Annotated in this window: 24 protein-coding genes and 1 riboswitch; of the genes, 16 read left to right on the top strand and 8 right to left on the bottom strand. The window is 73.0% G+C overall.

The window, feature by feature from the left end; translation table 11 throughout:
• Window positions 1-5: 5 nt before the first annotated feature.
• Together LDL48_RS29105 and LDL48_RS29100 are read right to left on the bottom strand one after the other, a co-directional pair.
• Complete coding sequence (locus LDL48_RS29105) at window positions 6-1,220, bottom strand: deoxyguanosinetriphosphate triphosphohydrolase (RefSeq protein ID WP_225258540.1); 1,215 nt, start codon at window positions 1,218-1,220, stop codon at window positions 6-8.
• Between the two features lie 13 nt (window positions 1,221-1,233).
• Window positions 1,234-1,587, bottom strand: a complete 354-nt coding sequence (locus tag LDL48_RS29100) for a VOC family protein (protein ID WP_225258432.1) — start codon at window positions 1,585-1,587, stop codon at window positions 1,234-1,236.
• A 205-nt stretch (window positions 1,588-1,792) separates the two neighbouring features.
• Between LDL48_RS29100 and LDL48_RS29095 the strand changes: the two genes are divergently transcribed.
• The 5 genes from LDL48_RS29095 (at window position 1,793) to LDL48_RS29075 (ending at window position 5,367) form a co-directional block, all read left to right on the top strand.
• Window positions 1,793-2,173, top strand: coding sequence for a roadblock/LC7 domain-containing protein (locus LDL48_RS29095; RefSeq protein ID WP_225258431.1), 381 nt, complete (start codon window positions 1,793-1,795; stop codon window positions 2,171-2,173).
• A 13-nt stretch (window positions 2,174-2,186) separates the two neighbouring features.
• Window positions 2,187-3,176, top strand: a complete 990-nt coding sequence (locus LDL48_RS29090) for a DUF4388 domain-containing protein (RefSeq protein WP_225258430.1) — start codon at window positions 2,187-2,189, stop codon at window positions 3,174-3,176.
• Window positions 3,177-3,212: 36 nt separating this feature from the next.
• Window positions 3,213-3,692, top strand: a complete 480-nt coding sequence (locus tag LDL48_RS29085) for a roadblock/LC7 domain-containing protein (RefSeq protein WP_225258429.1) — start codon at window positions 3,213-3,215, stop codon at window positions 3,690-3,692.
• Between the two features lie 97 nt (window positions 3,693-3,789).
• Window positions 3,790-4,161, top strand: coding sequence for a hypothetical protein (locus tag LDL48_RS29080; protein ID WP_225258428.1), 372 nt, complete (start codon window positions 3,790-3,792; stop codon window positions 4,159-4,161).
• 69 nt (window positions 4,162-4,230) lie between these two features.
• On the top strand, window positions 4,231-5,367 hold the full coding sequence (locus tag LDL48_RS29075) for a DUF2786 domain-containing protein (RefSeq protein WP_225258427.1): 1,137 nt from the start codon (window positions 4,231-4,233) through the stop codon (window positions 5,365-5,367).
• On the opposite strand, the gene dusB is transcribed toward LDL48_RS29075, so the two are convergent.
• Complete coding sequence (gene dusB, locus LDL48_RS29070) at window positions 5,364-6,485, bottom strand: tRNA dihydrouridine synthase DusB (RefSeq protein WP_225258426.1); 1,122 nt, start codon at window positions 6,483-6,485, stop codon at window positions 5,364-5,366. The two genes, LDL48_RS29075 and dusB, sit on opposite strands and share 4 nt — an antisense overlap.
• A 39-nt stretch (window positions 6,486-6,524) precedes the next feature.
• Here dusB and LDL48_RS29065 point away from each other — a divergent pair, with 39 nt between their 5' ends.
• Window positions 6,525-7,007: an XdhC family protein gene (locus LDL48_RS29065; protein WP_225258425.1), complete on the top strand. Its 483-nt coding sequence runs from the start codon at window positions 6,525-6,527 to the stop codon at window positions 7,005-7,007.
• A gap of 78 nt (window positions 7,008-7,085) precedes the next feature.
• On the opposite strand, the gene LDL48_RS29060 is transcribed toward LDL48_RS29065, so the two are convergent.
• The 3 genes from LDL48_RS29060 to LDL48_RS29050 all read right to left on the bottom strand — a co-directional run bounded on the left by LDL48_RS29060 (window position 7,086) and on the right by LDL48_RS29050 (window position 9,416).
• On the bottom strand, window positions 7,086-8,465 hold the full coding sequence (locus LDL48_RS29060; protein WP_225258424.1) for a glycine--tRNA ligase: 1,380 nt from the start codon (window positions 8,463-8,465) through the stop codon (window positions 7,086-7,088).
• Between the two features lie 62 nt (window positions 8,466-8,527).
• Window positions 8,528-9,058 (bottom strand): hypothetical protein, encoded by a 531-nt coding sequence (locus LDL48_RS29055; protein ID WP_255629333.1) that lies wholly within the window; start codon window positions 9,056-9,058, stop codon window positions 8,528-8,530.
• Between the two features lie 16 nt (window positions 9,059-9,074).
• A complete protein-coding gene (locus LDL48_RS29050) occupies window positions 9,075-9,416 on the bottom strand; it encodes an antibiotic biosynthesis monooxygenase family protein (RefSeq protein ID WP_225258423.1) in 342 nt (113 codons plus the stop codon).
• 34 nt (window positions 9,417-9,450) lie between these two features.
• On the opposite strand from LDL48_RS29050, the gene LDL48_RS29045 reads away from it, so the two are divergent.
• The 7 genes from LDL48_RS29045 to LDL48_RS29015 are packed head-to-tail and all read left to right on the top strand — an operon-like array spanning window position 9,451 to window position 13,668.
• A complete protein-coding gene (locus tag LDL48_RS29045; RefSeq protein WP_225258422.1) occupies window positions 9,451-9,705 on the top strand; it encodes a DUF6703 family protein in 255 nt (84 codons plus the stop codon).
• A 53-nt stretch (window positions 9,706-9,758) separates the two neighbouring features.
• Window positions 9,759-10,685, top strand: a complete 927-nt coding sequence (locus LDL48_RS29040) for a metal ABC transporter substrate-binding protein (protein ID WP_225258421.1) — start codon at window positions 9,759-9,761, stop codon at window positions 10,683-10,685.
• Window positions 10,673-11,461, top strand: coding sequence for a metal ABC transporter ATP-binding protein (locus tag LDL48_RS29035; RefSeq protein WP_225258420.1), 789 nt, complete (start codon window positions 10,673-10,675; stop codon window positions 11,459-11,461). Before LDL48_RS29040 ends, LDL48_RS29035 begins: the two co-directional genes overlap by 13 nt.
• Entirely contained in the window at window positions 11,461-12,327 is an 867-nt protein-coding gene (locus LDL48_RS29030; RefSeq protein ID WP_225258419.1) for a metal ABC transporter permease, read from the top strand. Before LDL48_RS29035 ends, LDL48_RS29030 begins: the two co-directional genes overlap by 1 nt.
• Entirely contained in the window at window positions 12,320-12,631 is a 312-nt protein-coding gene (locus LDL48_RS29025; RefSeq protein WP_225258418.1) for an ArsR/SmtB family transcription factor, read from the top strand. Before LDL48_RS29030 ends, LDL48_RS29025 begins: the two co-directional genes overlap by 8 nt.
• Window positions 12,628-13,038: a Fur family transcriptional regulator gene (locus tag LDL48_RS29020; protein WP_225258417.1), complete on the top strand. Its 411-nt coding sequence runs from the start codon at window positions 12,628-12,630 to the stop codon at window positions 13,036-13,038. Before LDL48_RS29025 ends, LDL48_RS29020 begins: the two co-directional genes overlap by 4 nt.
• A 27-nt stretch (window positions 13,039-13,065) precedes the next feature.
• Window positions 13,066-13,668 carry a hypothetical protein gene (locus LDL48_RS29015; protein ID WP_225258538.1) on the top strand — a complete coding sequence of 201 codons (603 nt, stop codon included), beginning with the start codon at window positions 13,066-13,068 and terminating at the stop codon, window positions 13,666-13,668.
• Here LDL48_RS29015 and LDL48_RS29010 read toward each other — a convergent pair.
• Window positions 13,634-14,206, bottom strand: a complete 573-nt coding sequence (locus LDL48_RS29010; RefSeq protein ID WP_225258416.1) for a DUF6328 family protein — start codon at window positions 14,204-14,206, stop codon at window positions 13,634-13,636. The genes LDL48_RS29015 and LDL48_RS29010 overlap by 35 nt on opposite strands.
• A 57-nt stretch (window positions 14,207-14,263) precedes the next feature.
• Complete coding sequence (locus LDL48_RS29005) at window positions 14,264-15,079, bottom strand: alpha/beta fold hydrolase (protein WP_225258415.1); 816 nt, start codon at window positions 15,077-15,079, stop codon at window positions 14,264-14,266.
• A gap of 61 nt (window positions 15,080-15,140) precedes the next feature.
• A riboswitch (TPP riboswitch) is annotated at window positions 15,141-15,245 on the top strand.
• A gap of 51 nt (window positions 15,246-15,296) precedes the next feature.
• Between LDL48_RS29005 and LDL48_RS29000 the strand changes: the two genes are divergently transcribed.
• From LDL48_RS29000 to LDL48_RS28990, 3 genes are read left to right on the top strand one after another with little or no spacing between them, the layout of a single operon-like run.
• Window positions 15,297-15,875 carry an ECF transporter S component gene (locus tag LDL48_RS29000; protein WP_225258414.1) on the top strand — a complete coding sequence of 193 codons (579 nt, stop codon included), beginning with the start codon at window positions 15,297-15,299 and terminating at the stop codon, window positions 15,873-15,875.
• 3 nt (window positions 15,876-15,878) lie between these two features.
• Window positions 15,879-17,354 (top strand): ABC transporter ATP-binding protein, encoded by a 1,476-nt coding sequence (locus tag LDL48_RS28995; RefSeq protein ID WP_225258413.1) that lies wholly within the window; start codon window positions 15,879-15,881, stop codon window positions 17,352-17,354.
• The gene (locus tag LDL48_RS28990) at window positions 17,351-18,154 is read left to right on the top strand and encodes an energy-coupling factor transporter transmembrane component T family protein (protein WP_372472215.1); all 804 of its coding nucleotides are present in this window, start codon (window positions 17,351-17,353) and stop codon (window positions 18,152-18,154) included. Before LDL48_RS28995 ends, LDL48_RS28990 begins: the two co-directional genes overlap by 4 nt.
• The last annotated feature ends 264 nt before the right edge of the window (window positions 18,155-18,418 follow it).

Genomic DNA, 18,418 nt, shown 5'->3' with positions numbered 1-18,418 from the left:
TTGGCCTAGGACCGACCTGCCACCAGGGTCCGGTGCCACGCCACGGCGGCCGGGTCGGTCAGCGAGGCCACCTGGTCGACCACCACGCGGAGCCGGGCGGTGTCGTCGCCGGCCGCCTTCCACAGCGGCGCGAAGAGCGGATCGAGGTGCTCCGGCGCGCGCCGGCACAGCACCTCCACCAGCTCGGCCAGCAGCGTGCGCTGGCGTTCGTACCGTTCCTCGGCGGCCTCGGCGCGCATCACGTAGCGCAACGCCATGCCCTTGAGCAGCGCGCATTGATTACGCACGGTACGCGGAACGATGAGGTCGGCGGCGTACCGGCGCATCGGCCCGGTGCCGTGCCGGCTGGTCGTGGCGCCCACCGCGGAGGCCACGAAGCGGCCGGTGAGCACGCTGGTCAGCCGCTTGAGGGCGATCTGCGCCGGGTAGCTGCCGTCGTAGTCGGCGACCGCGACCACCGCGGGGTCGGTGAGCAGTTCGGCGAGTGAGTCGGCCAGGGCGGCCGGGGTCTCGTCCGAGTAGGCGGCGGCCACGTCGGCGCAGAGGGCGGCCTGTTCGGCGGCGTCGTCGAGCAGCGGGCGCAACGAGAGGTAGCCGCCGTGGATGCCGTCCTCCACGTCGTGCACCGAGTACGCCACGTCGTCGGCCCAGTCCATCACCTGGGCCTCCAGGCAGCGGCGGTCGCCGTCCGGGGCGCCCCGGCGCAGCCACTCGAAGATCGGCAGGTCGTCCGCGTACACCCCGAATTTGCGTTGTCCCTGGCGGCGCCGCCACGGGTATTTGCAGGTGGCGTCGAGCGAGGCGCGGGTGAGGTTGAGCCCGGCGCCGGGGACCTTGGCCTCCAGCCGGGTGAGCACCCGCAGGGTCTGTGCGTTGCCCTCGAAGCCGCCGCAGGGCTGGGCGACGGCGTCCAGGGCGGCTTCGCCGTTGTGGCCGAACGGCGGGTGGCCGAGGTCGTGCGCCAGGCCGGCCACGTCGACCACGTCCGGATCGCAGCCGAGGCGGGCGCCCATCTCGCGGGAGATCTGGGCGACCTCCAGCGAGTGGGTCAGCCGGGTACGCAGAAAGTCGTCGGAGCCGGCCGTGTGCACCTGGGTCTTGGTGGCGAGGCGCCGGAAGCCGGCGGAGTGCAGCACCCGGGCCCGGTCCCGCTGGAACGGGGTGCGCCCGTACCCGGTGTCCTTGGCGGGTTCGGGCACCCGCCGCTCGGCGTCCGCGATCACCTGTCCGAGACTAGGTCTTCGGCGAGCTCAGCACGCAGAACTCGTTGCCTTCGGGGTCGGCGAGCACCACCCAGCCGACGTTCTGCTGGCCGATGTCGACCGGCCGGGCGCCCATGTCGACGAGGCGTTCCACCTCGGACTCCTGGTCGTCCGGGCGCAGATCGATGTGCAGCCGGTTCTTCACCGTCTTGGCGTCCGGGACCGGGGTGAACAGCAGGCCGGGCAGTTCGTCGGGGTGGCGGCGGATCTCCACCTCCTCGGGCGCCTCGTGGACGATCTCGTACCCGAGTGCCTCGGCCCACCAGCGGGCCAGCCGGGCGGGGTCCTCCGCGTCGACGACGATCTGCTCCCAGCGGCTGGGCATGCGGCGCCTCCCGTGACGGTGATCGAAAGTGACGATCATGTTACGCGCCGCGGATCGATGCGGCAGCGATCACGAGAGGCCCGCCGGCAACGTGAAACAGAACGCACACCGGGTGCGACCCGCCGCGGAACGTCACCCGCAGGATGACCACGGTGACGGCAGGGAACCGCCGCCACCCGCGGAACCGAAGCGCTGAGGGAGTGTCGTGCCCGGCGTCGACAACTGTCTACAGGAGGCCATGGCGATTCCCGGCGCGATCGGCGCCAGCATCGTCGACTACACCACCGGTTTCCCGGTCGCCACGACGGGAGCCGCACCGAACGCGGATCACGAGGCGGCTGCGGCCGGTACCGCGGACGTGGTCCAGGCGGCGACCAGCCGCTCGCTGTTCGTCTCCGCCGTACCGCACGACCTGCTCGAAGACCTGATCATCACCACCGCGGGGGGCTACCACCTGCTGCGCCTGGTCCAGACCGACTTCGACAGTCGGCTCGTGCTCTACCTGTGGCTCGACCGGGTGCACGGCAACCTCGCCGTGGCCCGCCGCCGCATGCAGAAGCTCGCCGACGAACTCGTCGCCGCTTGAGGAAGGAAACCCGGTGAGTCCCTCGAAGACCGCTGCGCCCGTGCGCCTGCTGACGCAGGCGGCCGGCGAGCGGCAGACCGGCGCGCTGGTGGTGCAGGGTCACCCCGGCGGCACCGTCTATCTCCTCGAAGGGCTGATCATGTACGCCGAGTCGGTGGCCGCGCCGGGGGTCGGTGAGCTGCTCACCGCGTCCGGGCGGCTGGCCGGGCGCACCTGGCAGGCGGCGCTGGACGCGGGCACGTCCCTGGCACAGGTCGGTCACCTGCTGTTGGAGCAGGGCCACCTGACCCGCGGCGAACTGGAGTTGTGCGTCCTGGGGGCGATCTACGACGCGGCGTACTTCGCGCTCGCCGCCCCGGGCGGGCCGGTCGAGTTCCTGCCCGGCGCCACGCACTGGCTGGGACCGGTGATCCGGGTGGAGCCGGCGGCGGTGACCCGCGAGGCGCGCCGCCGGGCCCGGCTGCTGGACGAGATCTTTCCGCACCCGGAGGTGGACGTGGCGCCGGTGACGCCGGTGCCCCGGCCGCCGGTGGAACGGGTCACGGTGACCGCGCTGCAGTGGGAGCTGCTGGTGCACGCGGACGGCCAGCGCACCCCCGCCGACCTTGCGCTGCTGCTGGGCCGGGCCGGATACGCGACGATCCAGGAGCTGCGCCGGCTGGCCGCCGCGGGCCTGATCGAGCGCCCGGCGCCACCGGCGGCGGACCAACCGGACTTCGTCCGGCTGCCCGGGGTGCACCCGACCGCGGTGGACGCGCGCCGCCCGGCCGCGCCGGCCGACACGCCACCGGTGGCCCGGCCGGCGCCCGATCCGCCCCGGCACGCGCTGGAACCGGAGTCGTCCGGGAGCACCGGGACGGTGTACCGGCCGCCCAAGCTGACCCGCCGCAAACCCGGCGCCAAGCTGCCCAAGGACGTCGGGCCGAACGCGCCGCCGCTGCACACCGGCACGGACGAGGTCCTGCTCAAACGCATCCGGACCGCACTACGGGCGTTGCGGTGACGCGCGCACCCCCACCAAGCACGAAGGAGACCGAGGATGGTGGACCCGGCGGTACTGGCCGAACTCGGCAACCTGCGGACCAGGATGCCGGAACTTCTGGGCAGCGTGATCGCCACGATCGACGGCATGGTGGTCGCGCACGACGCCCACGGCATCGAGCCGGACAGCCTCGCCGCCCTGGCCGCCGCGCATCTGGCGCTGGCCCGCCGGTTCGCGCACGCGGTCGACCATGGCGAGCTGCGGGAGTCCGTGGTGCAGTGCGACGGCGGCTACATCACCTCGTACACCGCGGGCCCGGACGCGGTCCTCACCCTGGTCACCACGGGCAGCGCCAACCTGGGCATGGTCCACCTGGAGGCACGCCGCTCGGTGCGGCGGCTGGTGCCGATGCTCATCCTCGAGCGCCCGGCGTACCCCGACATCCCGGTCCAGTCCGGGTTGTCCGTTCCGCTGGCCCGGCGCACCCCGATGGCCACGCTGCCCAGCAGCATGCGCGGCCGGCAGACCGCCGGCTGACCCAACGTTGTCGGACCGGCACCCGCCGTGTTCCGAACCCCGGCCCGGCCGCTCCGGCGGGCAACCATCCCACCCTGCGTACGACGGAGGACCTGCGATGACTGACATGGACACCGCACTGAAAGAGATCATGGACATCGACGGCGCCATCGGCGTCGCGCTCGTGGACCACACCAGCGGCATGGCGCTCGGCATGGCCGGCGGCGGCAAGGAGATCGACCTGACGGTCGCCGCCGCGGGCAACACCGACGTGGTCCGCGCGAAGCTGCGCGCGATGGAGATGCTCAACCTGTCCGAGAAGATCGAGGACATCCTGATCACGCTGGACACGCAGTACCACCTGATCCGGCCGCTGACCAGCCGGGCGGGCAAGGGCCTGTTCCTGTACGTGGCCCTGCGCCGGGACCGGTCGAACCTGGCCATGGCCCGGCACCACCTCAAGCGCATCGAGGCGGATCTCGACGTCTGAGTGTCCCGTTCCCCGTCGGCGGGGAGGCCGACCGCACCGGCCTCCCCGCCTGCGGGCAAGCTGGGCCCCGTGACATCGGTGCGGGAGACACTCGGCGGCATCCTCGGCGGAGCCGTCGACTACGAGGCCGGGCTGGACACGCTGACCGTGGCGCCGCCCGGCGACGTCGACCCGGAACTGACCGCAGTCGTCCACCAGGCGTGCGGCACGCTGCTGCGGTCCGGGTGGCAGCCGGTCGAACTGCACCGGGTGGTGGCCCGCCGGGGCGACCCGGTGCAGGGCCGGCTGGTCACCGACGCGGTGGCCGCCCACCTGCACGGCTTCGCCCGCGACACGGTCGACCGGCGCTGGCTCGCCCAGGCCGACGAACTCGGCGCCCGGATCTGGTGGAGTGCCGGCGACGCCTACCTGCGCGAGGCGTCCGCCCGGTGGCGGGTCGACCGGGTGACGCTGCTCGACGCGGTGCTGCGGCTGATGGCCACGCTGCGGGAGTTGCCCGCCATCGAAACCCTGGTGCCGCCGCCCGGCACCGTCGCGGCCCCGGCCGGCACGTCGCCGGCCGACCCGGCGCTGCTGCACCGGGTGCGGTCGCTGCTGGCCAAGGCCGAGGCCACGGACTATCCGGCGGAGGCGGAGGCGTACAGCGCCAAGGCGCAGGAGCTGATCGCCCGGCACAGCATCGCGGACGCGGTGGCCGCGCGGAGCGACGAGCTGGTGCCGTACGCGCGGCGGATCGGCGTGGACCACCCGTACGAGAGTGAGAAGGCGGCCCTGCTGGACGCGGTGGCGCGGGCCAACCGCTGCCACACCGTGTGGTCGCCGGAGCTGGGTTTCAGCACCGTGTTCGGCTTCGACGCCGACCTCGACGCGGTCGAGCTGCTGTACACGTCGCTGCTGGTGCAGGGCGACCGGGCGATGGTGCGGGCCGAGCCGCGATCCGGCAAGGCGCGGCTGAAGGCGTTCCGGCGATCGTTCCTGGTGGCGTACGCGGTCGGGGTCGGCGAACGGCTGGCGGCGGCCACCGCCGCGGCCGTGGACGGGACCGCGGATCTGCTGCCGGTGCTGGCGTCCCGGGACACCGAGGTGCGGGAGACGATGCAGCGGGTGTTTCCAGCCACGGTCCGCTCCCGGGGCCGCCGGGTGGACAGCCTCGAGGGCTGGGACTCGGGCCGGGACGCCGCCGACGGGGCGTTGTTCGACGTCTAGCCGCCGGAGTTCTCCATCTCGGCGCCCTCCGGGACGGTGTCGTCGTCGCGGCTGTCCAGCCAGCCGTACGGCAGCGACACCTTGCCGGGCGCGTTGATCCGGCCGCGGGGCTGGCCCAGCGACTCGGCCGGGAACGGCACGTCCGGGTCCAGCCGGCCGAGCAGGTCGTCCAGTTCCGCGAGCGACGACACCATGGCCAGGCTGCGGCGCAGATCGCCGCCGACCGGGAAACCCTTGAGGTACCACGCGACGTGCTTCCGGAAGTCCGCGCAGCCGTGCTTCTCGTCCTCCAGCGCCTCGACCAGCAGATGCGCGTGCCGGGACATGATCGCGGCGACCTCGCCGAGCGACGGCAGCTGCTGGGTGGGCCGGCCGGCGAACGCGGCCTCCAGGTCGGCGAACAACCACGGCCGGCCCAGGCAGCCACGGCCCACCACCACGCCGTCGACACCGGTGTGCGCCACCATCCGCATGGCGTCGGCGGCCTCCCAGATGTCGCCGTTGCCCAGCACCGGGACGTCGAGCACCTGCTTGAGCGTGGCGATGGCGTCCCAGTCGGCGGTGCCCGAGTACCGCTGCTCGGCGGTGCGGGCGTGCAGGGCGACCGCGGCGACACCGGCCTCCTGGGCGATCAGGCCCGCTTCGACGTACGTCAGATGGTCGTCGTCGATGCCCTTGCGCATCTTCACCGTGACCGGGATGCCGGCCGGTTCCGCCGCCTCCACCGCCTGCCGCACGATGCGGCCGAACAGCTTGCGCCGCCACGGCAACGCGGAACCGCCACCGCGGCGGGTGACCTTGGGCACCGGGCAGCCGAAGTTGAGGTCGATGTGGTCGGCCAGCCCGTCCTCGGCCACCATCCGCACCGCGGCGGCCGTGACGTCCGGGTCCACGCCGTACAGCTGCAGGCTCCGGAAGTCCTCGTCCTCGGCGAAGGTGATCATCTTGAGCGTCTTGGGGATCCGCTCGACCAGCGCCCGGGTGGTGATCATCTCGCACACGTAGACGCCGCCGCCCTGCTCGCGGCAGAGCCGGCGGAACGCGACGTTGGTGATGCCGGCCATCGGGGCGAGCACCACCGGAGGCGAGACGTCGTACGTGCCGAGCTGGAAAGTCACGCCTTCGAGAATGGCACGCCGTCTGGCACAGTCGTCGAGGTGGGTGACGAGCTGAGTCCGAGGAAACTGGTGGCGGTCTTCGAGACGCCGCTCGCCGAGCTGCTGCTGCGACTCGGCGTGGAGCTGGGTTTCCGCAGCGTGCTGGTCGAGCCGGACCCGACCCGGCTGCTCGGCCCGCCGAAACCGCACGGCGACCAGTTCGTGGCCGACCTGGCCGCGGCCGGGCTGGACGACCACACCGACGTGGTCCTCACCGACCACCACCGGCCGGAGATCGGCGACGTGCTCCGGGCGGCGCTGGCGGCCGACACCCGGTGGATCGGCATCGTGGGCAACCCGAAGCACGAGGGGCCACACGTGGCGGCGTTGCGGAATCTCGGGGTACCGGATCGGGAGATCGCCCGGGTGCACCGGCCGATCGGCCTCAACATCGGCAGTCGCACGCCGGCCGAGATCGCGTTGGCGACGCTGGCCGGGCTGATCGCGGACCGAAACGGCCGCCCGGGCGGCTTCACCTTCTAGCCGGCCGCGCGGCGCCCGGCAGTCCAGGCGCCGCGCTCGAACCGGCAAGCCGCCCGGCGCGCGGCCGGCGAGCGGTGGTCAGCAGCCGGGCAGCCGCTTGATCAGGTAGTCCTCGATCTGGTCGAGCGACACCCGCTCCTGCTTCATCGTGTCCCGGTCCCGCACCGTCACCGCGTTGTCCTGCAGCGTGTCGAAGTCGACCGTCACGCAGAACGGCGTGCCGATCTCGTCCTGGCGGCGGTACCGGCGGCCGATCGCCTGCGAGTCGTCGAACTCGACGATCCAGCGCTTGCGCAGCGTGGCGGACAGTTCCCGGGCCTTGGGCGACAGTTCCGGGTTGCGGGACAACGGCAGTACCGCCACCTTGATCGGCGCCAGCCGCGGGTCGAAGCGCATCACCGTGCGCTTGTCCACGCCGCCCTTGGTGTTCGGGGCCTCGTCCTCGTCGTACGCCTCGAGCAGGAACGCCAGCACGGCGCGGGTGAGGCCGGCCGCGGGCTCGATCACGTACGGCACCCAGCGCTCGCCCTTCTCCTGGTCGAAGTAGGAGAGGTCGACGCCGGAGTGCTTCGAGTGGGTGGACAGGTCGAAGTCGGTGCGGTTCGCGATGCCCTCCAGCTCGGAGAACTCGGTGCCGCCGAACTGGAAGCGGTACTCGATGTCGACGGTCCGCTTCGAATAGTGCGAGAGCTTCTCCCTGGGGTGCTCGAAGAAGCGCAGGTTGCTCTCGGCCAGACCCAGCTCGGTGTACCAGTTCCAGCGTTCCTGCAGCCAGTACTCGTGCCACTTCTCGTCGGAGCCGGGCTCGACGAAGAACTCCATCTCCATCTGCTCGAACTCGCGGGTCCGGAAGATGAAGTTGCCGGGGGTGATCTCGTTGCGGAAGCTCTTGCCGACCTGGGCGATGCCGAACGGCGGCTTCTTGCGGGCGGCGGTGGCCACGTTGTTGTAGTTCACGAAGATGCCCTGTGCCGTCTCCGGGCGCAGGTAATGCATGCCTTCCGCGCTCTCGGTGGGGCCGAGGTACGTCTTCATCAGGCCGTTGAACATCTTCGGCTCGGTGAAGGTGCCCTTGTTGCCGCAGTTCGGGCAGTTCAGCTCGGATAGCGCGGCGGGCGGGTTGCCGTGCTTGGCCTCGTACGCCTCTTCCAGGTGGTCGGCCCGGAAGCGCTTGTGGCAGGACTGGCATTCGGTGAGCGGGTCGACGAACGCGTCCAGGTGGCCGGAGGCGGCCCACACGTCGCGGGCGAGGATGACGGCGGAGTCCAGGCCGACGATGTCGTCGCGCTGCTGGACCATCGTCTTCCACCACTGCCGGCGGACGTTCTCCTTCAGCTCCACGCCGAGCGGACCGTAGTCCCACGCCGAGCGGGTGCCTCCGTAGATCTCACTGGAGGGGAAGACGAAGCCGCGGCGCTTGGCCAGGCTGACGACGGCATCGATACGGTCGGCGGGCATGTTCCTCCTACGCCGGCTGGTTGTCGGCGGGGACGCGAGTCGGAATGGGACAGGTCCGGAGGTTACTCCTCGAGACTGCAGACCTGGAACTGACCCGTCTGGCGGTTCTGCCCGAGGTACGCCTGCAGCCGCGCGGTGTCGCCGTCGCGGTAGGTGACGTCGACCGGGACGGCCAGGTCGACCGAGGTCAGGTCCAGCGTGCCGACGCGGTGCGACGCGATCGGCTCGGCGGCCGCCGCCTCGCTGATGAACGTGGCCCGGCTGGTCTGCTGCTTGGTCTCGGCGCACAGCGAGTCGTATGCCTCGGCGTACCGCCGGGCCTCGAGGTCTTCGAGGTAGTCGCCGATCACCACCTGGGCCTGCTCGTTGAGCGCCCGGGTCATCACCACGCTGAGGCCGATCACCGCGGTCAGGCCGCCGCCGCAGACCAGGACCAGCACCAGCGCGCCCAGGCCGAGGCCGAGGCCGAGCCGCTGACCGCGGCCCTCGGTGGGCGGCGCGGGGAACGGCGGGACCACGCCGGGGCCCTGCGGCGGGCCCGGCACACCGGGGGGAGCGGCCGGCAGCGCCGGCACCTCGGGCGCCTGAGTCATGGAGCAAGCGTACGGCTCAGCGCCACGGTTCGGCCGCCCGGTCGCTGGCGGTGACCACCACGGCCGCCCCGGGCTCCGCGCTGGCCAGGGTCTCGAACGCGGACGGCTCGTCCAGCGACTCGGACAGCAGCGGGGTGGCGTGCACCTTCACGTCGAAGCCGCCGAGGGCGCGCCGGTAAGCTCCGACGGACTCCCACTCGGTGACCAGCGTCCAGTAGGACGGGTCGTCCAGCGCCCGGGTGAGCCGACCGGACCGGTAGCCGGGTCGCTCCGCCAGCGCGGCGAGCGCGGCGTGCGCGCGCTCGGCGAATCCGTCCTGGGCGTCGGGTGGGACGACGAAGCGATTGAGCACCAGCATGACCAGCAGCCTACGCAGAGCGGGAGCCGACCTCGTGACACCGTCCGACAACCTGTTGCGCCGGCTGGCCCGGGTGAGCCCGACGACCGCGTTCGTGGTGGCCCTGGTGGTCCTGCTGGCGGGGTTCTTCCTGCCCGGCATCATCGGCGCGGCGCTGTTGTTCGCGCTGGGGGTGGCGCTCGCCGCGCTGACGTTCACCACCTGGCCGGTGCAGACCGCGTCGACCCGGGTCATCCGGGTGGTCCTGCTCGTTCTGTTGCTGGCGGTGGTGGTGACCAAGGCACTGTGAGGCCACTCATGCGTTTTTGACAATCATTGTCATTGTCGGTCAGAGTGGGTGGTATGAAGCTCCGCCTCCTCGCCGCCCTGCTCGCCGTCGGTGTCACCGCGGGCTGCGGCTCCGGGGCGGACGCCCGCGCCACCGGCGAGCCGGACGTGGTCACCGCGTTCTACCCGCTGCAGTTCCTGACCAGCCGGATCGGCGGCGACGCGGTCTCGGTCACCGACCTGACCAAGCCGGGCGTGGAGCCGCACGACCTCGAGCTGACCCCGCGCCAGGTCGGGCAGATCAGTGACGCCGACCTGGTGGTCTACCTGAAGGGCTTCCAGCCGGCCGTGGACTCCGCGGTCGAGCAGGAGGCCAAGGACCGGGCGTTCGACGCGGGCTCGGCGGTGGACCTGCTGGCCGCGGCCACCGGCGAGCACGCGCACGCCGACGAGCCGGCCGGCGAGCACGAGGAGACCGCCGGGGGTACGGACCCGCACGTGTGGCTCGACCCGGTGCGCTTCGGCACGGTCGCGGAGAAGCTCGGCGCCCGCCTCGCCGAGGCGGACCCGGCCCACGCCGCGGACTACACGTCCCGCGCCGCCGCGGTCCGGGCCGACCTGGGCAAGCTCGACGCCGAGTACGCCGCCGGCCTGAAGACCTGCGCCCGCCGCGAGATCGTCACCAGCCACACGTCGTTCCAGTACCTGGCCGCGCGGTACCGCCTGGAGCAGATCGGCATCTCCGGCATCTCCCCGGAGGCCGAGCCGGCACCGCAGCGGCTCGCCGAGGTGGCGTCCGAGGCGCGCGAGCACGGCACCACCACGATCTTCTTCGAAACCCTGGTCAGCCCCAAGGTGGCGGAGACCATCGCCCGGGAGGTCGGGGCCCGTACCGCGGTCCTCGATCCGCTGGAAGGTTTGACCGAGCCCGGCGCGGACTATTACTCGGTGATGCGCAGCAACCTGTCCGCCCTCCGCCAGGCCCTGGGATGCACGTCGTGACCGTGGTGCGGGCAAGTGCGGTCGCGGTCGCCTACGGCGGCCGGGACGTGCTGTCCGACGTGTCCCTGGAGGTGGCCGCGGGCGAGGTGGTGGCGATCCTGGGCGCGAACGGCTCCGGCAAGTCCACCCTGATCCGGGCCGTGCTCGGCCTGGTGCCGCTGACCCGCGGCGAGATCGAGCTGTTCGGGGTGCCCCGACGGCGGTTCCGGCACTGGGAGCGCGTCGGGTACGTACCGCAGCGACTCGGCGCCGGCAGCGGCGTGCCGGCCACCGTCGGCGAGGTGGTGGCGTCCGGCCGGCTGGCCCGGCGCGGCCTGTTCCGGCCGCCGCGCGCCGCGGACCGGGCGGCGGTGCGGGCCGCGCTGCAGGACGTCGGTCTCGCCGACCGGATCGGTGACCCGGTCGCCACGCTCTCCGGCGGTCAGCAGCAGCGCACGCTGATCGCCCGGGCGCTGACCGGCGAACCCGACCTGCTGATCCTGGACGAGCCGACGGCCGGCGTGGACGCGGACAGCCAGGAGGCGTTCGCCGCCACGCTGGACCGGTTCCGGCAGCGCGGCGGCACGGTGCTGCTGGTCGCGCACGAACTGGGCCCGCTGCACCCGCTGATCGACCGGGCCGTGGTGGTCCACTCCGGAGGCATCGCGCACGCCGGTGCGGTGCCCGAACCGGCCGGCCACCACGCCGAGCCCGGCCACGACCACGTCCACCCGCACGCGGCGGAGGAACGCGCCGGCTTCTGCGTGGCGCCCACCGACCGGTTGCGGGCCGGCTGATGGACCTCTTCGCGTACGACTTCATGCAGCGGGCGCTGCTCGGTGCGCTGGTCATCGGCGTCACCGCCCCGGCGCTGGGCATCTACCTGGTGCAGCGGCGGCTGTCGCTGATCGGCGACGGCATCGGCCACGTGGCGCTGACCGGGGTGGGGGTGGGCCTGCTGCTGGACCGCTCCCCCGTGCTGGCCGCGGTGATCGTGGCCGCGCTCGGGGCGATCGGGGTGGAACTGGTCCGGGAACGCGGCCGCACCTCCGGCGACCTGGCCCTGGCGCTGCTGTTCTACGGCGGCATCGCGGGCGGCGTGGTCCTGGTCGGCCTCTCCGGCGACAGCAACAGCGCGAACCTGGTGCAGTACCTGTTCGGGTCGCTGACCACCACGTCGCCGGCGGACCTGGCGGTGATCGTGGCGCTGGGCCTGACCGTGCTGGTCGCCATGCTGCTGCTGCGGCCGGCGCTGTTCGCGGTGTCGCACGACGAGGAGTACGCCCGGGTCTCCGGCCTGCCGGTCCGCGCGCTGAACCTGCTGGTCGCGGTGACCACCGCGGTGACCGTGACGATCGCCATGCGCACCGTGGGCCTGCTGCTGGTCAGCGCGCTCATGGTGGTGCCGGTCGCGGCGGCGCAGCAGGTGACCCGCGGGTTCCGCAGCACGATGACGCTGGCCATGCTGATCGGCCTGGTCGCGGCCGCCGGCGGCGTGGTGACCTCGGCCGAACTGGACACCGCACCGGGCGCCACCATCGTGATCGTGGCGCTGGCCGGGTTCCTCGCGCTGACCGTCGGCGGAGCCCTGTGGCAGCGGATGCGCGGCGGGACCCGCAAACCCGTCGCGGCCGAGCCACCGGACGTGGTGTTACATGGCTGACGTGACGTCGACGGGGTACGAGGCCTACGAGGCCGCCGGTGACCTGTTGCGGGCGCTGTCCGCACCGATCCGGGTGGCCATCGTCGCGGAACTGGGCGAAGGCGAACGCTGCGTCCACGAACTGGTCGAGAAGCTGGGCGCGCCGCAACCACTGGTGTCCCAGCACCTGCGGGTGCTGCGCGGTGCCGGGGTGGTACGCGGGGCGCGGCGCGGACGGGAGATCGCGTACTCGCTGGTGGACGAGCACGTCGCCCACATCGTCGCGGACGCGGTCAGCCACGCTAGAGAGGGGGGCGCCTCATGACGGACGAAGCGGGCGTCGTCGTACGCAACACCAAGCAGCGCAGCGCGGTCAGCGCCGTGCTGGCCGAGGCCGAGGGCTTCCACAGCGCCCAGGACCTGCACGCGCTCCTGCGCGAACGCGGCGAACGGGTGGGCCTTACCACGGTCTACCGCACCCTGCAGGGCCTGGCCGACGCCGGTGAGGTCGACGTCATGCGGCCGCCCGGCGGCGAGCACCTGTACCGCCGGTGCAGCCAGGGCCACCACCACCATCTGGTGTGCCGGTCCTGCGGCCGGACGGTCGAGGTGGAGGGCCCGGCCGTCGAGGCGTGGGCCGACCGGGTCGCGGCCAAACACGGGTACGTCGATGTCTCGCACACCATGGAGATCTTCGGGACCTGCCCGGACTGCGCCGGGCACGACGGCTGACGAGGTGGCAGTCTGTCGCGCGTGAAGATGTACGCCGACCGGCTGCCCACCGTCATCCGTCAGATACTCACCGACCTGTTCGTGGTCGCCTGGTGCTACGCCTGGGTCCGGGTCGGCCAGTGGGTGCACGACACCGTGCTGAAACTGGGGGTGCCCGGCCGGAAACTGGAGGGCGCCGGCGCCGGCATCGCGGACAATCTGGCCGACGCCGGCGGCAAGGTGGGCCGGGTCCCGCTGGTCGGCGAGGAACTGACCACGCCGTTCGCCAAGGCCGCCGACGCCGCCCGCGTCATCGCCGACGCCGGTCGCCAGCAGCAGGAGATCGTCGGTGACCTGGCGCTGGTGCTGGGCATCGGGATGGCCGCCGTACCCCTGATCCTGGTCCTGCTGATCTGGCTGCCGAAGCGGCTGCGCTGGATGCGGCGCGCCGGAGTGGCCGCCGCGGTGCGCGACGAGCCGGCCGGGCGCGACCTGCTGGCGCTGCGCGCGCTGGCCAGCCGGCCGCTGTCCGAGCTCACCCGCCTCGGCCCGGACATCGCCCAGTCGTGGCGCAACGGCGACGCGGCCGCGGTGGACGCGCTCGCCGCGCTGGAACTCAAACGGCTCGGTCTGCGGCCCGCTCGTCGCTGACCCGCTGGGTCGGCGTCTCGCCGGAGGCCCGGCCGTACGCGTCGTTGTCCTGCTCGTCGTCGTCGTCCTCGGCCCAGTTACGGCGGGCGAACGGCAGCGCCGCCCAGAACGTCAGGAACCAGAGGCCGGTGATCGTGGTCAGCACGATCGACACCCACGTCGGCAGCAGGAAGTCGGTGATCAGCAGGACGCTGCTGACCATCGAGATCAGCATGAACGCCAGGCCGCCGGTGGCCATCCGGTGCGCGTACCGGACCAGTTCCGGCTTGCGCCCCTGCCGGAACAACGCCCGGTGGAACGCGACCGGCGAAATGATCATCGCGGTGGCCGCGGCGGCGGCGATCAGCGCCACCACGTAGGTGTCCTTCTGGAACGCGCTCACCTGCGGGAAGCCGCTGCTGAACGGCAACGTCAGCAGGAACGCGAAGAGGATCTGCACGCCGGTCTGGGCCACCCGCAGTTCCTGGAGCAGATCCGCGAAGTTGCGGTCCCACCGCTGCTTCTCGGTCTCATGGTGGTCCCGCTTCTCGGACGTCATGTGGTCCTCTCTCTCTGCAGTTCAGCTGGCGCCCAGGTTTCCCGCAGACGAACGGCGTCAAACGCCGATCCGGGCCAGCACCGCGTCGGCCAGCGCGCCCGGCGCCTCCTCCGGCACCCAGTGGCCGATCCCCTTCAGCGCCACCAGCTGATAGTCCGCCTCGACCCAGTCGGCGGTGCGCAGCGCGGCGGTCAGACCGACCACCGGATCCTTGTCGCTCCACACGTACGTGGTCGGCACGGTGATCACCCCGGTGCCGGCGAGCTGGTGCCGGGACAGCGCGCGGTACCAGTTGAGCGCGCCGGTCAGCCGGCCCGGTTCGCGCATCGCGTCGGCGTACATCCCGGCCCGGTCGCCGATCGCCTTCATCATCGTGCGCAGTGCGGCGCCGTTGCCGGCGAGCAGCAGCCGCTCCGCGACCGGGGACCGGAACACGCCCATGTAGGCGAACCGGGCCCGCTGCGACGGGCGGCTGCGCAGGGCCAGGCCGAGCGCCCGGGGATGCGGCACCGAGACCGCGGTGAACGTGCGTACCCGGTCGGCGTGGTTCGCGGCCAGCAACCAGCCCACCTGCGCGCCCCAGTCGTGCCCGATCACGTGCGCGGTCCCCACCCCGAGCGCGTCCAGCACCGCGACCGCGTCCGCGGTGGCCTCGCTCAACCGGTACGCCGGCACCCCGGCCGGCCGCGCGCCCGGCGAGTAGCCGCGCTGGTCCACCGCGTACGTCCGGAGCCCGGCCGCGTGCAGCTTCGGCGACACCAGGTCGAACTCGCGCCGGTCCTGCGGAAACCCGTGCAGCAGCAGCACCGGCGCCCCGTCGGCCGGACCCCCCTCGGTCACGTCGAAGGTGAGCCCTCGCGCCTCGACCTGCATGTGATGCCTCCCTCGCTTCTCAGTACGGCCGTACGGTGTTAGCGTCATCGAAACACAGAAACTCATCCGACAGGGGAGCGCACAGCGCTGAGAGTGCGGTTCACGCCGCAGACCCTCGAACCTGATCTGGGTAATGCCAGCGCAGGGAGCTCGGTCACGTCTCGCCGTTGAGACACACCAGGCGCGCGTCTCCTCCCGGTACCGCTGGGAGGCATCCATGAACTACCGCTGGCGCACGATCGACATCGTGATCGCGTCCGTCATCGCCGTCACGTTCGGCGTCATCTTCTGGGCCTGGAACATCGTCTGGGGCGCCACCGAGGGCGCGTTCGCGTTCTTCCCGCCCGCCCAGACGCTGCTCTACGGCGTCTGGCTGATCCCGGCCGTGCTGGCCGGACTGATCATCCGCAAGCCCGGCGCGGCGCTGTACACCGAGACCGTCGCCGCGGTCATCTCGGCGCTGCTCGGCGCCAGCTGGGGTGCCACCGTCATCCCCCAGGGCCTGGTGCAGGGCCTCGGCGCCGAACTCGCGTTCGCCCTGCTGGCCTACCGCTCGTGGCGGCTGCCCGCCGCCCTGCTGGCCGGCGCGCTGACCGGCCTGAGCGCCGCGGTGTTCGACTTCTTCGTCTGGAACGCCGCCTACGACCTGTGGGACTACCGCATCCCGTACGCGCTGCTCACCATCGTCAGCAGCACGGTCATCGCGGGCCTCGGCAGCTGGGCGCTGGTGCGCGCGCTGGCACCCACCGGCGTGCTGGACCGGTTCGCCGCCGGCCGCGAACGCACGCTGGTCTAGTCGATGGCCGACGTCGTCCTGCGCGGGTTCGGGTGGCGGCACGCCGGGCGCCGCGCCTGGGCCGTGCGCGGCGTCGACCTGCACGTCCGGCACGGCGAACGGGTCCTGCTGCTCGGTGCGTCCGGCGCCGGCAAGAGCACGCTGCTCGCCGCGCTGGCCGGCCTGCTGCCCGACGACTCCGGCGAGTCCGAGGGCGCGGTGGAGATCGACGGCCTCGACCCCAGGAAGCTTCGTCTCGCGAGTTCTCCGCGCCGGCCGGAGGCCCAGGCGTCGGAAGCAGCACAGCAGAGGGTCGGCATCCTGTTTCAGGACCCGCAGACCCAGCTGGTGATGGCGCGCAGCGGGGACGACGTCGCGTTCGGTCCGGAGAATCGGGGCGTGCCGGCCGGGGACATCTGGCCGCTGGTCACCGAAGCCCTGGACCGGGTCGGTTTCCCGTACCCCCGGAACCGCCCCACCGCCGCCCTCTCCGGCGGCGAGGCGCAACGCCTGGCCCTGGCCGGCGTGCTCGCGCTGCGGCCCGGCCTGCTGCTGCTGGACGAGCCCACCGCCAACCTGGACCCGGCCGGCGCCGACCTGATCCGCACCGCGATCCTCCGTTCGCACCGCCCCGGCACCACGCTGATCCTGGTCGAACACCGCATCGCCGAGGCACTGCCGCTGGTCGACCGGGTGGTCGTGCTGGAGCCCGGCGGCGGGGTCCGCGCGGACGGCCCACCCGCCGCGGTCTTCGCCGCGCACGGCGACGCGCTGGCCGCGCAGGGGGTGTGGGTGCCGGGCCGGCCGGTCGCCCCGCACCGGGCCGTCTCCGCGCCGGCAGATCTGCTGGTACGAGCAACCGAGGTCACCGCCCGGCACCGGCTCCCCGCCACCAGCATCGACGTCCGGGCCGGCGAGGTCGTCGCGGTCACCGGACCGAACGGCGCCGGCAAGTCCACCCTGGCCCTGATGCTCGGCGGTCTGCTGGCACCCACCACCGGCCGGGTGCACACCCCGGGTCTCGGCGACCCCCGTCCGCCACACCGCTGGCGGGCGGCCGAGCTGGTCCGGCGGATCGGGTCGGTGTTCCAGGACCCGGAACACCAGTTCGTCACGTCCCGCGTGGTCGACGAACTGCGGCTGGCCGGCCCCGCCCCGGCCCGCGTGGACGAACTGCTCGACCGGCTCCGGTTGACCCGGCTGGCGCAGGCGAACCCGTACACCCTCTCCGGCGGCGAGGCCCGCCGGCTGAGCGTGGCGACCGCGCTGGCCGGCGCGCCGCGGATGCTGGTGCTGGACGAGCCGACGTTCGGGCAGGACCGGCGCACCTGGGTGGAGATGGTGCAGCTGCTGGCCGGGCTGCGCGACTCCGGGCACGGGGTGGTCGCGGTGACCCACGACAGCGACTTCGTGGCCGCGGTCGCGGACCGGACGGTCACCCTCACCGCGGCGAGTTCCAGCTCGACCAGGCCCGGTAGCCCGAAGCCGGCGGCGCCGTGACGACGCTGACCGAACCGGTGATCACCGGCGACGCTCCCCTGGCCCGGCGCAACCCGGTCGCCAAGCTCGGCGCCGCCCTGCTGTTCTCGCTGCCGCTGGTGGCCACACTCGACCCGCTCACCCCCGCCCTGGGGCTGGCGGTCGAGCTGGCACTGCTCCCCCTGTTCGGCGTCCGCTACCGCACCCTGGCCCGCCGCGCCTGGCCCCTGGCCCTCGCCGCGGCCGGCATCGGCGTGACCATGGTGCTGTTCGCCGCGGACCGCACCGGCGCACTGCTGCTCGACCTGGGCCCGTTCGACATCACCACCGGCGTCGTGGTCACCGCGCTGGGCCTGATCCTGCGCGTCTTCGCGGTGGCGCTGCCCGGCATCATCGTGTTCGCCACCACCGACCCCACCGACCTGGCCGACGCCCTGGTGCAGAACGCGAAGGCGCCGGCCCGGTTCGCGATCGGCGCACTGGCCGCGTTCCGGCTGGTCCCGCTGCTCGGCCAGGAATGGCAGATGCTCACCCTGGCCCGGCGGGCACGCGGCATCGACGCCGGCCGCAACCCGGTCGCCCGGCTGCGGCTGTTCGGGTCGACCGCGTTCGCGCTGCTGGTCGGCGCGCTGCGGCGGGGCGGGCGGCTGGCGGTGGCGATGGACGCGCGCGGCTTCGACTCGGGGGCGCCTCGCACCTATGCGAGGACGCAGATTTTCGGCGGCGCGGACTGGGCGTTGCTGGTGGGCGCGGGGGTGCTGTCCGCGGCGGCGCTGACGACGAGCGTGTTGGCCGGGCTGTTCCGCCCCATCATCGGCTGACACCCACCCACCGGCCGGCTGGCTGGCCGGCCTCGGCTGACCCCCGGCCCACGCGGTGCGCGGTGCAGTGGCACGGCACAACGCGGCGCGGTGACGCGGTGCGGTGACGCGGTGCGGTGACGCGGTGCGGTGACGCGGCGCGGTGGCGCGGCGCGGTGGCGCGGCGCGGTGACGGGGTGCGGCGGGGCGCGGTGGCGCGGTGCGGCGGGGCGCGGTGCGGTGCAGCGGCGCGGGCGCGGCGGCGCGGTGCGGCGGGGCGCGGTG

Source organism: Jidongwangia harbinensis (assembly GCF_020216025.1).
Lineage (GTDB): Bacteria > Actinomycetota > Actinomycetes > Mycobacteriales > Micromonosporaceae > Actinoplanes > Actinoplanes harbinensis.
This window is presented reverse-complemented; position numbering and strand designations above follow the sequence as displayed.